General features: G+C 67.2%; 13 protein-coding genes. 3 read left to right on the plus strand and 10 right to left on the minus strand.

Features of this window, described 5'->3' with window-relative positions; genetic code table 11:
* Positions 1 to 5 precede the first annotated feature (5 nt).
* From P2G67_RS06460 to P2G67_RS06505, 10 genes are all read right to left on the minus strand, one after another.
* Complete coding sequence (locus P2G67_RS06460) at positions 6 to 755, minus strand: 4Fe-4S dicluster domain-containing protein (RefSeq protein ID WP_275821212.1); 750 nt, start codon at positions 753 to 755, stop codon at positions 6 to 8.
* The gene (locus tag P2G67_RS06465) at positions 752 to 3,637 is read right to left on the minus strand and encodes a molybdopterin oxidoreductase family protein (RefSeq protein ID WP_275821214.1); all 2,886 of its coding nucleotides are present in this window, start codon (positions 3,635 to 3,637) and stop codon (positions 752 to 754) included. Before P2G67_RS06465 ends, P2G67_RS06460 begins: the two co-directional genes overlap by 4 nt.
* Positions 3,638 to 3,843: 206 nt before the next feature.
* A complete protein-coding gene (locus P2G67_RS06470) occupies positions 3,844 to 4,638 on the minus strand; it encodes an alpha/beta hydrolase family protein (protein ID WP_275821216.1) in 795 nt (264 codons plus the stop codon).
* Between the two features lie 5 nt (positions 4,639 to 4,643).
* A complete protein-coding gene (locus P2G67_RS06475; RefSeq protein WP_275821218.1) occupies positions 4,644 to 6,383 on the minus strand; it encodes a thiamine pyrophosphate-binding protein in 1,740 nt (579 codons plus the stop codon).
* A 24-nt stretch (positions 6,384 to 6,407) separates the two neighbouring features.
* Positions 6,408 to 7,709, minus strand: a complete 1,302-nt coding sequence (locus P2G67_RS06480) for a TRAP transporter large permease (protein WP_275821220.1) — start codon at positions 7,707 to 7,709, stop codon at positions 6,408 to 6,410.
* A 4-nt stretch (positions 7,710 to 7,713) separates the two neighbouring features.
* Positions 7,714 to 8,256 carry a TRAP transporter small permease gene (locus P2G67_RS06485; RefSeq protein WP_275821221.1) on the minus strand — a complete coding sequence of 181 codons (543 nt, stop codon included), beginning with the start codon at positions 8,254 to 8,256 and terminating at the stop codon, positions 7,714 to 7,716.
* Between the two features lie 69 nt (positions 8,257 to 8,325).
* Positions 8,326 to 9,351: a DctP family TRAP transporter solute-binding subunit gene (locus P2G67_RS06490; RefSeq protein ID WP_275821223.1), complete on the minus strand. Its 1,026-nt coding sequence runs from the start codon at positions 9,349 to 9,351 to the stop codon at positions 8,326 to 8,328.
* A gap of 58 nt (positions 9,352 to 9,409) precedes the next feature.
* A complete protein-coding gene (locus P2G67_RS06495) occupies positions 9,410 to 10,393 on the minus strand; it encodes an alpha-ketoacid dehydrogenase subunit beta (protein ID WP_275821224.1) in 984 nt (327 codons plus the stop codon).
* Positions 10,393 to 11,409 (minus strand): thiamine pyrophosphate-dependent dehydrogenase E1 component subunit alpha, encoded by a 1,017-nt coding sequence (locus tag P2G67_RS06500; RefSeq protein WP_275821226.1) that lies wholly within the window; start codon positions 11,407 to 11,409, stop codon positions 10,393 to 10,395. Before P2G67_RS06500 ends, P2G67_RS06495 begins: the two co-directional genes overlap by 1 nt.
* The gene (locus tag P2G67_RS06505) at positions 11,406 to 12,212 is read right to left on the minus strand and encodes an IclR family transcriptional regulator (RefSeq protein ID WP_275821227.1); all 807 of its coding nucleotides are present in this window, start codon (positions 12,210 to 12,212) and stop codon (positions 11,406 to 11,408) included. The genes P2G67_RS06500 and P2G67_RS06505 overlap by 4 nt, the downstream gene beginning before the upstream one ends.
* Positions 12,213 to 12,428: 216 nt before the next feature.
* Between P2G67_RS06505 and P2G67_RS06510 the strand changes: the two genes are divergently transcribed.
* The 3 genes from P2G67_RS06510 to P2G67_RS06520 all read left to right on the plus strand — a co-directional run bounded on the left by P2G67_RS06510 (position 12,429) and on the right by P2G67_RS06520 (position 14,993).
* Positions 12,429 to 13,052 carry a histidine phosphatase family protein gene (locus P2G67_RS06510; protein ID WP_275821229.1) on the plus strand — a complete coding sequence of 208 codons (624 nt, stop codon included), beginning with the start codon at positions 12,429 to 12,431 and terminating at the stop codon, positions 13,050 to 13,052.
* Positions 13,053 to 13,143: 91 nt separating this feature from the next.
* Positions 13,144 to 13,896: a haloacid dehalogenase type II gene (locus P2G67_RS06515; protein WP_275821231.1), complete on the plus strand. Its 753-nt coding sequence runs from the start codon at positions 13,144 to 13,146 to the stop codon at positions 13,894 to 13,896.
* Between the two features lie 32 nt (positions 13,897 to 13,928).
* On the plus strand, positions 13,929 to 14,993 hold the full coding sequence (locus P2G67_RS06520) for a tartrate dehydrogenase (protein WP_275821233.1): 1,065 nt from the start codon (positions 13,929 to 13,931) through the stop codon (positions 14,991 to 14,993).
* Positions 14,994 to 15,005: the final 12 nt, after the last annotated feature.

A 15,005-nucleotide genomic window follows, 5' to 3' on the forward strand; every position in this document is an offset into this window, starting at 1 on the left:
CCGGATCAGCGGGACAGCACGCGGTCGGCCCAGCGGAAGAAGCGCTCGGTCAGGCCGTCGCCTTCCCCGGCCAGGGAAGCTAGGGAAGGGGGTGCAGCTGCGGCGTCTCTGCGTCGCGGCGGCAGGTATTTGTTGACCGGCTTGTAGCCCAGTTCCGGCAGCAGACCGTAGCCCTCGCGTTCGTCTACCAGACGGGAGACCGCGCTGTCGGGGTCGCCGAGATCGCCGAAGTGGCGCGCCCCGGTGGGGCAGGCCTTGACGCAGGCCGGCACCCGGTCCTCGGGCTGGAGGTTGTCGTTGTAGATGCGGTCGACGCACAGCGTGCACTTCTTCATCACGCCCTGGTCCTGATCGTACTCCCGCGCGCCGTAGGGGCAGGCCCAGGAGCAGAGTTTGCAGCCGATGCAGGTGTCGGGGTCGACCAGCACAATGCCGTCCTCCGCCCGCTTATAGGAAGCGCCGGTGGGGCAGACCGTGACACAGGCGGCATCCTCGCAGTGCAGGCAGGAGCGCGGGAAATAGACGCCCTGAGCTTCGGCGCCTTCGCCAGCTTCGTAGCCATGCACCCGGTTGAGCCACACGCCCAGCGGATCGGCACCATGGGGATCGCGGTCGCTCAAGGGGGCGCTCATGCCCTGGTCGTTCCACTCCTTGCAGGAGACGGCGCAGGCCTGACAGCCGACGCAGGTGTCGAGATCGATGACGAGGCCGAGCTTCTTCTGCCCCGCTGCGCTGGTGTCGGGCAGACTGGTCATGCCGTCCCCCTGTCTGGCTTGTGGTTCGCCCCAGCAGGCCCCTGCCGCAGGCGCGAGCGATCCGCCGAGCCAGGCGGCTGCGGCAGAGTGGCAAACTGCGGCTGGCTTTGCGCGGCCGCGGCTTCCTCGGGGGACGCCCTGCTCAGCCGAACCCGCAGATCGTACCAGGCGGCCTGTCCGGTGATGGGGTCGCTGGCGGCGTAGCGATAGCCGCCTTCGCGCTCCGGCAGCAGCTCGCCGATCAGGTGATTGAGGAGGAAGCCCTTGCGCGCCTCGGGCGCGTCCGGCGCCAAATTCCAAGCGCCCGAGCGCTTGCCGATGGCGTTCCAGGTCCAGACCGTGTCCGGATTGACGCCCTCCATCACCGCGATCTGCACCACGATGCGCCCGTGCGGGCTTTCCAGCGCCACCCAATCGCCATCGGCCAGTTCCTGATCTTCAGCGCGGGCCCGGGCCATGTAGAGGCGATTCCAGCCGTGGATTTGGCGCAGCCAGGCATTCTGCGAGCCCCAGGAGTGATACATCGCCATGGGGCGCTGGGTCACCGCATGCAGGGGATAGGCCGCAGCGTCGCCGATCGCCTCCTCCTCAAGCGGCTGATACCAGAAGGGCAGGGGGTCGAAGTAGCGCGTCAGGCGCGCGCGCTCGCGTTCAGGCGGGAGCAGGGGGCCATGCCCCTGTCCGGCGAGGCGGAAACGCTGCAAAGGCTCGCAGTAGAGGCGCAGGGTGATGGGCTCGGCTTTCGGCAGGAAGCCGTGGCTGACCGCCCAGTCAAGGTAGGCCTGGTTGGCAAAGCGGTAGTAGCGTTCTTCCGGCGCCAGTTCGCTGCGCCAGAAGCAGCCCTGCTCGATATAGCGTTCGAGTTGACGGGGATGCGGCGTGCCCTTGCCCTTGGCTTCACCGTCCTCGCCCCGGAAACCGGCCAGTGGGCCGACGCCGGGCGCGCGCTCGTGATTGACGATGTAGTCGGAATAGCCGCCGGGAAAGCGCGGCGTGCCGTCTTCGCGCGTCATGCCGGGCAGGCCGAGCCGTGCCCCCAGGTCGAGCAGCACGTCCTGGAAGGGGCGAACGTCCCGATCGGGCGCCACGACCGGCTGACGGATCGCGTCGGCGGCGCCTTCGGCGTCGGAAATCGGCCGGTCGAGCAGGGAGATGCAGTCCCAGCGCTCCAGATAGGTGGTGTCCGGCAGGATCAGGTCAGTGTAGGCGACCATCTCCGAGGCATAGGCGTCGGAATAGATGATCCGCGGGATGACGTAGTCGCCGCTGTCGGGATCAGTGGCGGTCAGGTGCGCGATGGTGTCCGGGACATTGACGGCCGAGTTCCAGCTCATGTTGGCCATGTAGAGGAAGAGCAGGTCGATGCCGTAGGGATCGCGCTGCGCCGCATTGGCGATCACCCGCTGCATCAGCCCGTGGGCGGCCAGAGGCGCCTCCCAGGAGAAGGCCTTGTCGATGCGCTGCGGTTGCCCGTCGACGTCCACCAGCAGGTCCTCGGGGCCGGTGACGAAGCCGAGCGGCGGTCCGGGCAGCGGCTTGCCGGGCTCGACCTGCCCCGGCTTGCCCGCCGGCTTGATCCCTGGCGGCGGCGGCTTGGGGTAGGGCGGCTTGTAGAGGAAGCCGCCGGGCACATCGATGCTGCCGATCAGGAGCTGCAGGAGGTGGAGCAGGCGGCAGGTCTGGAAGCCGTTGGAGTGCGCCGAGATGCCGCGCATGGCATGCAGGGCCACCGGCCGCCCGCGCGTCTTCTCGTGCCGCCGGCCCTGGCTGTCGGTCCAGGGAATGTCGAGCTCGATCGCCTCCTCGAAGGCGGCCCGGGCGATCTCGGCGGCCAGGCGGCGAATGGTCTCCGCCGGCACGCTGCAGGCCTCGGCCACGCGTTCGGGGCTGTAGGCCTCGTCTAGAAAGCGCTCGACCAGCAACTGAAAGGAGGGGATGGCCTTGCGGCCATCCGCAAGCGTGCAGGCGCCATGGAGCGCCGCCTCGTCCCCCGCCTCCTTGGCCGGCAGCAGGGCGCCTGTACTGCGGTGGCGCACCAGGGGTTCGCCGGCCTCATTCCGGGCGATCAGGCCGTCCTCGGCGCCGCCGGGATCCTGGATCAGCAGCCAGGCGGCATCGCTGTGGCGCTGCAGGTAGTCGAGATCGACCTTGCCGGCGCGCAGCAGCTCATGAATCAAAGCGCCGACCAGCAGGCCGTCGGTGCCGGGGCGGATGCCCACCCACTCATCGGCGATGGCGGAATAGCCGCTGCGCACCGGATTGATCGAAACCACCTTGGCGCCGCGGGCCTTCAGCTTGCCCAGGCCGATCTTGATGGGATTGGAGCTGTGGTCCTCGGCCACGCCGAAGAGCAGGAAGAGGCGCGTGTGCTCCCAGTCCGGCTCGCCGAACTCCCAGAAGGAGCCGCCAAAGGTGTAGAGGCCGGCGGCCGCCATGTTCACGGAGCAGAAACCGCCATGGGCGGCGAAGTTGGGGGTGCCGAACTGCTGCGCCCACCATCCGGTGAGCGCCTGCGACTGGTCGCGGCCGGTGAAGAAGGCCAGCTTGCGCGGGTCGCTGGCGCGGATCTCCGCCAGCCAGCCGCTGGCCGTGGCCAGGGCCTCGTCCCAGGAAATCGGCTCGAACTGGCCTGCGCCGCGCGGTCCGACCCGGCGCAGGGGCTGAGTCAGCCGCGCCGGCGAAAGATGCTGCTGGATGCCGGCCGAGCCCTTGCCGCAGAGGACGCCCTTGTTGACCGGATGGTCGCGGTTGCCCTCGATGTGCCGCACCTGACCGTCCTTCAGATGCACCTGGATGCCGCAGCGGCAGGCGCACATGTAGCAGGTGGTGGACTTCACCTCGTCCCAGCTTTTCAGCGAGGTCTCGACCCTCGGCTCCGCCATCGGCTTGCCGCCTCTCCCCGTGACTCTTTGTGCGACAGCCTAATGGCAAGATTCGTCGGACAACAGCCCGAAGTGATGGGGATGCAAGACCGGAACGCGTTCAACTGCAGCCAAAGGGAGGCGACAGGGCACTCACCCGCGCCGCTGGAGGCCAGTTCGATGCGGCGTTGATGGCGGAGTAGCTTTCAACGCTGGCCGGCTAGGTTTTAGAGGCCGGTCAGGTCATTCACAAGTTCGCGCAAGGCCATGCCTTCTCGCGCACCCAGCGCGTCGGCCAGGGGATTGGTGCGGCTTATGATGCCGTTGTCCAGGGCGGAGCGGGCGTCACCGATGCGCGCGCTGGCGGCGGCGACCGTGACAGCGGCAATGCCGCGCCCCTGCAGCGCCGGCAGGCGCGAGGCGCCCACTTCATCGGGACCGAGACCGGCGTCGTTGAAGACGGCGAGCTGGGCATCGGCCTTCAGCGCGTTGGCCGGGTCGCCGCCGAAAAGCGCGCCGTGAGAGCCGGTGATCACCACCTGGCCGGCATCCTCTGGTTGCACCAGTGCTGCGGAATCGATCAGCACCAGACGGCAGTGGCGACCCCCGACCACCTGGCGGGCTTCGCGCATGGGCGCGACCTCCAGCGTTACCGCCTCGGCCGCCTCCAACAAGGCGGCGGCCTCGGCACAGTCCTGCCCACTTGCCACGCCACAAGCCCGGGCCTGAGCATTGGCCCGGGAGATGCGCCCGCGGTGCAGCATGTCCGCCGCCTCGCCGATACGCGCGCTGGCGTGATCGACTGCGGCGGCAGCGATGCCCCTTTCCGCCAACCAGGCAAGGCCGGCGACCCCCGCCTCCTCCAGGCCGATGCCGGCATCATTGAAGATGACGGCCCGCAGCCCGGCCCGGGCCGCGAGATAGGCGGCATAGACGCCGCCGTGCGACCCGGTGACCAGGACGGCGCCCACCGCCTCGGGGCCGAGGCGGGTGACGGTATCGGCGAGGAGCGGTGAGGCCATGACGATCAGGCGACCCGGTCGCCCTTGCGCACCTTGGCGGCGCGGTTGTCGACGCCCGGCAGCATCTTGGCCGGGTCGCGGGTGACGACCACGTCGAGAATGGTGGGCCGACCCTTCTCCGCAAGCGCCGTCTTCAGGGCGTCCTGCAGCGCTTCCGGATCCTCCACGCGGATGCCCTTGCAGCCCAGTGCTTCGGCCACCTTGGCGTAGTCGGTTTCCGCCAGGTCGCTCGACTGATAGGCGCCCTCGCCGTACATCAGATGCTGCAGTGCCTTCACATAGCCTGAGGCCGCGTTGTTGACGACGATGATGGTGACCGCGAGGCCCAGGCGACGGGCGGTTTCCAGCTCGCCCAGCACCATGTTGAAGCCGCCGTCGCCGGTCAGCGCCACCACCGGACGCTCGGGTGCTGCCAGCTTGCAGCCCATGGCGCCTGGCAGGCCGTAACCGATGGATGCAAAGCCACGGTCGGGCACGAAGCCGCGGCCGGGCTGCTTGCTGTCATACAGGAGACCGCCCCAGTGGGCTGCGAAGCCGCCATCGGCAACCAGCAGCGCATCGGCGGGCAGAACCTTGTTGAGCTCGCCCAGCAGACGGCCCATGGAAACCGGCGTTTCGGTGCTTTCCAGCTTCTCGCGCACCTTTTCGCGCCAGGCGGCCATCTGCTCCACCACCTGGGTGAGCCAGGGTTCGCGGGCCTCACGGCCACGGCCGCCAATCGCCTGGGCCAGGGCCTCGATTCCGGCCTTGGCATCGCCCCAGAGCGGGACCGTCGGCGCGTAGCAGCGGCCGATCTCCTCGGCCCAGACCTCGAGGTGGATCAGGGTCTTGCCCGGCGGCGGCACGGTGTAGCGCTTGGTGGCGATTTCGCCCAGCTTGCAGCCGACGACCAGGAGGCAGTCGCTTTCTTCGATCAGCTTGTTGGCGATTCGATCATAGCGGCCGAAGAGGCCGGCGCTGACCGGGCTGCTGCAAGCCACTGCACCCTTGCCACTCATGGTGTGGGCGACCGGGATGCCGGCAGCCTCGGCGAAGGCCTGGAGGCTCTCGGCGGCCTGGGAGAGGTGGACACCACCGCCGGCCAGGATCAGCGGGCGCTTGGCTTCGATCAGCAGCGCGGCCGCCTTGGCAAGGTCCTCGGCATCAGGGCGGGCTCGCAGCGCCGGGGCCGACTGCCAGCGGGCGTCGGCGCTCAGCTCCTCGCCCTCGAAGGGGTGGGTATCGTGGCAAACGTCTTCCGGCAGGTCGATGACCACCGGGCCCGGCCGGCCGCTGGTGGCAACCTGGAAGGCGCGGCGCACCAGTTCGGGCAGGCGCTCGATCTGCTCGACCCGGATGAGTTCCTTGCAGGCCGGGCGCAGGATCTCGGTCTGGCGCGATTCCTGGGTCATGTTCTTCCAGGAGTGCGCGCGGTGGCTGTCGCCGATGATCACCACCAGAGGGCTACCGGCATTCAGTGCTTCCACCAGGCCGGTGACCAGGTTGGTGGCACCCGGGCCCAGCGTCGCGTCGCAGACACCCACCCGGCCGCTAACCTTGGCATAGGCGTCGGCCATGAAGACGCCGCAGCGCTCGTCGTTGATCAGCGAGTGGGCCAGGCCGAGTCGCCGGGCGGCATCGTAGAAGGGCAGCAGTTGAAAACCGCCCATGCCGAACATGGGGCCCACGCCGTGAGCCTGCAGCATGCGGGCGAGAACCTCGCCCCCAGTCATCTCGTTATCGCGCGCAGCGACGCCGTCAGTCATGAAAAGTTCACTCCAACTTCAGTATCAGGTGATGCGGTAGCCGAGGACGCGCGGCAGCCAGAGCGCGATCTCGGGGAAGGCAATGATCAGACCCAGGGCCGTGATCATCGACAGCAGGATCCAGCCGACCCAGCGGAAGGTGCTCTCTATGGGCACCGAGGCCACTTTGGCCGTGACCATGAGATTGACCGCAACGGGCGGCGTGAACTGCCCGATGGCGATGTTCATGGCCATGAGAATGCCGAACCAGACAAAGGACCACTCGAAGGCGGTGACGATGGGTATCAGCAGCGGCAGGGTGATCAGATAGATGGACACGCCGTCCAGCACCATGCCGGCCAGCAACAGCAGACCCATGACCAGCAGCAGGATGATCCACTGGCTGTCGCTGACGGTGAGCAGCGCCTCGGCCGCCAAGCGGAAGGCGCCCATGGTGGAGCCGGCCCAGGCGAAAATTCCGGCCAGCGAGACGATCAGCATCAAGACCGCGGAAATCTTCGCGCTTTCCACCAGCACCCGGTAGATGTCCCGCCAGCCCATGGTGCGGTAAAGCACCGTTCCTACCAGCAGGCCGTAGAAGACGGCGACCACGGCGGTTTCCGTCGGCGTGAAGAGGCCGCTGCGCAGGCCACCGAGGATGATGACCGGGGCCATCAGGCCGGGCAGGGCGTCCCAGAGGCTGGGCCAGAAGGGCGGCCGCTCAGCCACTTCCGCTTCGCCGAAGTTGTTGCGTCGGCTGAGCATTACGGTGGGGATGGCAACGGCCAGCCCGACCAGCAGGCCCGGGATGACGCCGGCTGCGAAGAGCGCGCGCAGGTCGGTGCCCGGCACCATCACCGCATAAACGATCAGCGCGATGGAAGGTGGAATGACGATGGCGGTGGAGGCCGAAGCGGCGATGACGCTGGCGGAGAAGGGCTTGGGATAGCCCGCGCGCAGCATGGAGGGAATCATCACCGTGGCGACGGCGGCGGCGTCAGCCGGTCCGGAGCCCGACATGCCGCCCATGATGAGGCAGACCAGGATCGCCACCAGGGCCAGGCCGCCGCGGCGCGGCCCGATGCAGGCCTGGGCGAAGCCGACCAGCCGCCCGGCCACGCCCGAGCGCTCGAAGATCATGCCGGTCAGGATGAACAGCGGGATGGCGATCAGCGGATACTTGGCGATGCCGTTGTAGGTGTTGGTGCCCAAGGTCCCCAGGGCGAAAACATCGAGACCAAGGAGAATGCCGACGGCGCCGCCAACCCCCAGAGCCACCGCAATGGGGGTGCCGATCAGCATCAGGGCCGCAAAGACCAGCAGCAGGGCGAGATTGGCTTCGAACATGGTGTTAGTCCGCTTCCGGCTGATAGCGCTGCGGTCCCGCGCGCAGCCAGGCCCAGGCGCGGCCAAAGAGGCGCAGCAGAATTGCGAGGGTCAGAACCGGAAGCCACACGGTGTAGATCCAGGTGGGATATCCCAGGCCCGGCGAAGTCTCGCCCCAGTACCACTCGTCCCAGGTCACCTGGGCGCTGTAGTAGAGAATGAGGGAGAAGAGGCCGGTGGTGGCCAGCAGCGTGATGACCTCGCAAACCCACTGGATCGGCGCGGTCAGGCGCTTCAGGAAGAAGGATATGCGAATATGCTGGCCGGTCGCGAAGGCGGCAGACGAGCCGACGAAGGTCATGAATACCAGCAGGAAGACCGAAAACTCTTCGGTGAAGGCAAAAGAGACGTTGGTGGCATAGCGTACCACCACATTGCCGAAGGAAATCAGGCAGATCGCGGCCATGGCCGCGGCGCCCAAGCCCTCCTCGATCTTGATCGGGATACGCGTGTGCGCGGCCGGGTCGGCTGGCTGCGGTTCCGTTTCAGGGGGAATCTGGTCGCTCATGAGGCAGCTCGCTTTGGCCACAGAAACAACCCCACCGCCGGCGCCGGCGGTGGGGTTCGCTTTCGTTACTTACCGATTGGCGACGGACTCTTCGGCCATCTCGACGAGGTCGGCGCCGATGCGCTCACGCCACTCCTCGTAGACCGGACGGGTGGCCTCGACGAAGGCCTCACGCTCTTCCTCGGTCAGCTCGACGATGGTCACGCCTTTTTCGCGGATATCATCGATCAGGCTTTGGTCGTCGCCCACCAGGCCCTTGCGGGCCACGTCAATACCGTGTGCGCCGGCGTCAACCGCAGCCTGGCGTACGATCGCCTGATCTTCCTCGTTGAAGGAGTCCCAGACGTCCTGGTTCACGGCGAAGATCAGCGGGTCGGCAACATAGTGCCAGAGGGTGACGTAACTCTGCCCCAGCTCATGCATGTTCAGCACATCATACATGCTCATGGGGTTTTCCTGGCCGTCAACAGCCCCAGTGGTGAGTGCAGGCTGCGCATCGGCCCAGCTCATCTGCGTCGGGTTGGCGCCGAGCGCGGTGAACATGTCGTTGTAGATCGGCGAGCCGACCACACGCATCTTCAGGCCTTCGAGATCCTCAGGCTTGCGAACCTCGTGCTGAGAGTTCGTGAGTTCGCGGAAACCATTCTCGGCCCAACCCAGCGGCACTACGCCGTTTTCCTGGACAAGCTCAAAGATGCGCTCGCCCACCGGACCCCCGGTCAGGGCGTCCAAGGCGTCGTAGTCCGGCATCAGGAAGGGCATGGAGAAGATGTTCATCTCCACGATTTGCGGCGACCAGTTGATGGTGGAGCCGACTGCCATGTCAATGATGCCACGGCGCAGTGCGGTGAACTCGCGAGTCTGATCGCCCTGCACGAGCTGTGCGCCGGGATAGACCTGCATCTTGATGCGGCCCTCGGTGCGCTCTTCCACGAGCTCGGCCCAGGTCTCGGCGGCAATGCCCCAGGGGAAGGGGGCGGGCACCACGGTGGAGATGCGGTACTCGTCCTTGTAATCCTGGGCCATCAGGGGCCCGGCCTGCAGGCCGGCCACAGCGACGACGGCTGCAGCCGCCAGATGTTTAAAACGCAGCATTGTTTTCCTATTCCTCCCTCGAAGTTCGGATGGAGCGCTTTGTTGCGCTCCGTCCGGTTCACGCGGCCGCCGGGGTAATCTGCTCCCGGGCTGCCGCAACGATAGCCTCCGCCGTGACCCGAACCCGGGCCTCCAGCGGTGGCGCATAGGACACCGGCACGCGCGGTGCGCCCAGACGCTTCACGGGTGCCGCCAGGCGCTTGTGTAGCGCCTCGGCTACGCTCGCCGCAATCTCCGCGCCGAATCCGGCGACGGAAACCGCTTCCTGAACCACCAACAGGCGGCCGGTCTTCTCGACTGAGGCCAGAACCCGGTCGCGATCCCAGGGCCAGAGCGTGCGCAGGTCGATTACCTCGGCCTCGATGCCTTCGGCAGACAGCGTCTCGGCCGCCTCCAGGCAGGCCCAGCGCTGCGCCGACCAGGTGACCAGTGTCACGTCGCGGCCCTCGCGCACCGTCTCGGCCACACCGAGCGGCGTCAGATGCTCGTCTTCGGGCACCTCGCCTTCCAGTGTCCAGAGGTTCTTGTGTTCGAGATAGACCACGGGGTCGTCGCAGCGGATGGCGGATTTCAGCAGACCCAGGTTGTCCGCCGGCGTCGCGGGGGCGACCACCACCAGACCGGGGATGTGCACATACCAGGCTTCCAGCGACTGCGAGTGCTGGGCGGCGGAAGAGCGCCACATGCCCATGGGTTGACGCACCACCAAGGGTACCTTGGTCTGGCCGCCAAACATATAACGAGCCTTGGCCGCCTGGTTGACCAGTTCGTCCACGGCACAAAGCGCAAAGTCAGAAAAGCGCATCTCCACCACCGGCCGGGTGCCGCTCATGGCGGCGCCGACAGACGCGCCCATGATGCACGCTTCCGAGATCGGGGCGTCGGAGATACGTGCCGGGCCGAACTCGTCGGCCAGGCTCTTGTACTGGCCGAAGACCCCGCCGCGGCCCAGATCCTCGCCCACGGCCCAGACCGATGGGTCGCGCCGCATTTCTTCGGCCAGGGCACGCCTGCCGGCTTCGAGATAAGTGATTGCGGCCATCAGTATGCCCTCTCCCGCGGGTCGCCCATATCCTGTACGTCTTCGAAGGCCCTGGCCTCTGCAGGCCAAGGGCTATCCTTCGCGCTCTGGCAGATCTCTTCCATGTCCTGGCGCACTTTTGCAGCGATCGCATCCAGTTCATCGCTGCCACTGCCACCGTCCTGCAGCAGGGCGGCAACGCGCGCGATCGGATCGGCATCGCGCCACTGTGCCACCTCTTCCGCGGGGCGATAGGCTGCGGGGTCGACGGCGGTGTGACCGGTCATGCGGTAGGTGCGGCAATGCAGCAGCCGCGGCCCGCCACCGGCGCGGATGGCGGCGATGGCGTCGCGGGTGGCGCTCTCCAGTGCCAGCAGATCGTTGCCGTCCAGGGTTTCCGCCGGAATGTCCAGGGCTTCCGCACGTGCAGCGGCGCCCGGACCTGCGGTCATGCTGCTGGTGCGGGTGGTCGCAGCAAAGCCGTTGTCCTCGCAGACAAAGAGCACCGGCAGCTCGAAGACCTTGGCCCAGTTCAGCCCCTCCAGGAAGGGGCCGCGGTTGATTGCGCCGTCGCCGAACAGGCAGGCGACAATGCGGTCTTCCCCGCGCAGCTTGATGGCATGGGCGGCGCCGGCAGCGATGGGAATGTTGGCTGAAACCACGCCATTGGCGCCCAACATACCGACCTCGAAGTCGGCGATGTGCATGGAGCCGCCCTTGCCGCCGCAGGTGCCGCCCTCGCGCCCGAAGAGCTCGCGCATCATGGCCAGTGCGTCGGCGCCTTTGGCGAGCGTGTGCCCGTGCCCGCGGTGGGTGGACAGCATCAGGTCGTCCCGGCGCAACTGGGCGCAGACTCCGGCCGCCACGGCCTCCTGGCCGATGGAGGGATGGATGGCGCCCAGAACATAGCCTTCCTTCTGGGCCTCGACGGCCAACTCCTCAAAGGCCCTGATCCGCAGCATCAGTTCGTAGAGGCGCAGCAGGTGCGGCCGGTCCAGGTTGCTGTGCCGTTGCGGCGCAGCGGGGGCAGGGGTCATGCCTTATCGCTCCTTTCGGATAGTTCGCGGGATTGCAGCAGGTCGCCCAGGCTCTCGGCTTCCCGTGTCAGGCGCCGGACGAGGTCGACGATGCGCGTCGGGGTCATGCGTTCACGGATGGCGGCTATGGACAGCGCGGCCTCGACCTGACCTTCGGAGCCGAACACGGGAACGGCCACCGCGGCCATGGCGCTGACGATGCGCCCGTCGTTGAGCGCGTGGCCGCTTTTGCGGCTTTGTTCGATCATGGCGCGCAGCGCCGCTGCCTCGAATCCGGAATAGGCAGCGCGGCTTGCCTCATTGCTGGTGAGGACGCGTTCGATCTCAGCATCCGGCTGAAAGGCCAGCAGTGCCAGGCTGCCCGCGCCAACACCCAGCGGGCGACGGTCGCCCACCGTCAGCGTCAGGGTGCGGATGGGGAAGGCGCCGGTGCAGCGGTCAATGCAAAGGGCTTCGTCGCCGTCGCGAATGGACAGGAAGACCGTGTCCTCGGTCTCGGCCGCCAGCCGCAGCAGGGCCGGGCGCGCCAATTCAGTGATCTGGAAGCGGCGCGCCGCACCGCCAAGCGCATAGAGGCCGTAGCCCAGGCGATAGCGCTTGCTTTCGTCGCAACGGTCCGCGAAGCCGACTTCCACCAGTGCGGTGAGCAGGCGATGCACGGTGGCCTTGCCCAAGCCGCTGCAGGTGGCAACGTCGGACAATCGGCAACCAGCCGGCGCGCCCTCGCCCAGGCAGCGCAGAATCGAGGCTGCCCGATCGATGGTCTTGACCGTCGAGGTCTCTTCCGATGCCTGGGTCACCATGGTGTCAGGCGCGCTCCCCCTAGATCGCTGCCGCAGAACGATGCTGCTGCTGCGGTTGTTCCGTCAAGCGGAATGGCTGGCATTAGTAATTGGAACAAAAGACAGGTCAAGACCGCTCGTTGCCGGAACGGCTGCCGCGTGGCATCAACCCTGCGCTGGCCAAGCGCATCGGCGCTGAGCTGGCGCTCCGCTTCAATGGACGAAAGGAAGACTGGTGTGACAGTTCTGCAGGACGCAGACGCCATTGCGAACGATCGGGTCATTGAAGCCGGCGCCCGCCTGGGGGAGAACTTCCGTCCGCGTGCCACGAGGTTTCTCTTTCTGCGCCATGGGCGCACCAGCGCCAATCACCGGGGCATCATCCAGGGGCACAAGAACGTGCCGCTTGACGAGGTGGGGCGAGCCCAGGCCCGGGCTGCCGCCGGAGAACTGTGTGCCTCGGCCCTTCGCCCGAAGCGTATCATCGCCAGCGATCTGTCCCGCGCCGCGGAGACCGCCCGGATTGTTGCCGCGGCCCTGGATCAGCGGGTGGGGGCCTATGATCGCGGTCTGCGCGAACGCAGCTTCGGCCCCATCGAAGGCACCAGCGGGCGGGGCCTGCTGTGGAGTGGCGACCCGGAAGGGGCGGAGCCGATTGCGGCTTTCGTTGCACGCTGCGCAAAGGCCTTGCAGCGCCATCTTGCGGAGGAAACGGTGCTGATCGTTGCCCATGGCGGGGTGCTGCGCGCGACGGCGGCGCTGTTGCGACTTCCCCTGACGGAGGTTGACCGCGCCAACGCCGTGCCGCTGCTCTTCCGGAACGAGGGCGGCTCCTGGAGCCTGGAACGCCTGCGCGCCTGAGCCGTCGGGGCAGAGCCCGTGCAGAGCGCTGCTGCAGTTCCCGAGGGATGGCGTTAGGCTTCGCCGGAGAACAGGAAGAGGGGGCGAGGCTGTGAAACAGGGATACTCGAAGCCGAAGGCGCTGCTGTTCGACGTGTTCGGCACCCTGGTGGATTGGCGCGGCAGCCTTATCCGGCAGCTCAGAGCCTTTGGCGAAGCTCGTGGGCTGGATCAGGTCGACTGGCCTGGGTTGGCGGATGCCTGGCGCGGCCGTTATGCCCCCTCCATGGACGAGGTGCGCAGCGGTCGGCGCGCCTGGACCGTGCTGGATGATCTGCACCGGGAGTCTCTGCTTGCCCTGCTGCCGAAGTTTGGACTCGAGCAGCGTCTCGAGGAGGAGGAGATCGAGGGGCTGGTGCGCGGCTGGCATCGCCTGGACCCCTGGCCAGATGTGTCCGGCGGTCTGGCCCGTCTGCATGAGCGCTTTCTGCTGGCGCCGCTGTCGAACGGAAATGTGGCACTTATGGCCAATCTGAAACGCCACGCCAAGCTGCCCTGGGACTGCATCCTGGGCGCGGAACTGGCGCGTCACTACAAGCCGGATCCTGAGGTCTATCTCACAGCCATGGCGCTGCTGCGGCTGGCACCGCAGGAGGTCATGATGGTGGCTGCCCACAACGACGATCTCGCTCAGGCGCAAGCGCTGGGGATGCAAACAGCCTTTGTTCCGCGGCCCACAGAACATGGCCCGAACCAGACCACGGACCTTGCTGCCGATGGCGCATGGGATTTCGTCGTGGCCTCCACGGAGGAGTTGGCGGACAGGCTTTGCGATAATGGCGAGGTGGACTTGCTCCGAGGGTGAGCAGTTTCAGCGGGCGAACAGAAGGAACAGGCATGACGCACTATCGCATCGCCGTGATCCCCGGCGACGGTATCGGCAAGGAGGTGATTCCGGCGGGAATCGAGGTTTTGCAGGCGGTGGCGGCGCGCGAGGGTGGTTTCACCTTCGAAAGCGAAACCTTCGACTGGGGCTCCGATCTCTACCGCGCCACGGGGCGGATGATGCCCGAAGACGGCCTGGAGACGCTGCGCCCCTTCGACGCCATCTATTTCGGTGCCGTGGGCGACACTGATATCCCCGACCACGTGACGCTCTGGGGCCTGCGCCTCAACATCTGCCAGTCCTTCGACCAGTACGCCAACGTCCGCCCCGCCCGCCTGCTGCCCGGCATCGAGGGGCCCTTGCGTCGGGGTCACCTCGACTGCGTCATCGTGCGCGAGAACAGCGAGGGCGAATATGCCGGGCAGGGCGGGCGCAGCCATCGCGGCCTGCCGGAGGAGGTGGCGACCGAAGTCTCCATCTTCACCCGCCGCGGCGTGGAGCGGATCATGCGCTACGCCTTCGACCTGGCGATGACCCGGTGCAAGCACCTGACCGTCGTGACCAAATCAAACGCGCAGCGTCACGGCATGGTGCTTTGGGATGAGATCGCCCGCGAGGTGGGACGGGACTACCCGGGAGTCGAGGTTCGCTTCGAGTTGGTGGACGCCATGACCACCACTTTCGTGCTCAAGCCCGAGAGCATCGACGTGGTGGTGGCGACCAACCTGCACGCCGATATCCTCAGCGATCTCGCCTCGGCACTCTCCGGCAGCCTCGGCATCGGCCCCACTGCCAATCTCGACCCGGAGCGGCGCTTCCCCTCCATGTTCGAACCGATCCACGGCTCGGCCTTCGACATCATGGGCAAGGGCATCGCCAACCCCCTGGGCAGCTTCTGGACCGGCGCGCTCCTGCTGGAGCACCTGGGCGAAGCGGGGGCCGCCGCGCGGCTGATGCGCGCCATCGAGCGGGTGACGGCCGCCGGCGGCCCCTTCACCCCCGACCTGGGCGGCAAGGCCACCACCGGCGACGTCACCCAAGCGGTCATTTCTGCGCTGCAGGCGGATAACGAGTGAATCTGTAGAAGA

Origin of the sequence: Aquibaculum arenosum, assembly GCF_029222965.1 — a bacterium.
Classification (GTDB): Bacteria; Pseudomonadota; Alphaproteobacteria; order Kiloniellales; family DSM-21159; genus Aquibaculum; species Aquibaculum arenosum.

Coding starts and splice junctions, on each gene's coding strand:
- P2G67_RS06460 (WP_275821212.1), bottom strand. CDS start 755: ATGACCAGTCTGCCCGACACCAGCGCAGCGGGGCAGAAGAAGCTCGGC.
- P2G67_RS06465 (WP_275821214.1), bottom strand. CDS start 3,637: ATGGCGGAGCCGAGGGTCGAGACCTCGCTGAAAAGCTGGGACGAGGTG.
- P2G67_RS06470 (WP_275821216.1), bottom strand. CDS start 4,638: ATGGCCTCACCGCTCCTCGCCGATACCGTCACCCGCCTCGGCCCCGAG.
- P2G67_RS06475 (WP_275821218.1), bottom strand. CDS start 6,383: ATGACTGACGGCGTCGCTGCGCGCGATAACGAGATGACTGGGGGCGAG.
- P2G67_RS06480 (WP_275821220.1), bottom strand. CDS start 7,709: ATGTTCGAAGCCAATCTCGCCCTGCTGCTGGTCTTTGCGGCCCTGATG.
- P2G67_RS06485 (WP_275821221.1), bottom strand. CDS start 8,256: ATGAGCGACCAGATTCCCCCTGAAACGGAACCGCAGCCAGCCGACCCG.
- P2G67_RS06490 (WP_275821223.1), bottom strand. CDS start 9,351: ATGCTGCGTTTTAAACATCTGGCGGCTGCAGCCGTCGTCGCTGTGGCC.
- P2G67_RS06495 (WP_275821224.1), bottom strand. CDS start 10,393: ATGGCCGCAATCACTTATCTCGAAGCCGGCAGGCGTGCCCTGGCCGAA.
- P2G67_RS06500 (WP_275821226.1), bottom strand. CDS start 11,409: ATGACCCCTGCCCCCGCTGCGCCGCAACGGCACAGCAACCTGGACCGG.
- P2G67_RS06505 (WP_275821227.1), bottom strand. CDS start 12,212: ATGGTGACCCAGGCATCGGAAGAGACCTCGACGGTCAAGACCATCGAT.
- P2G67_RS06520 (WP_275821233.1), top strand. CDS start 13,929: ATGACGCACTATCGCATCGCCGTGATCCCCGGCGACGGTATCGGCAAG.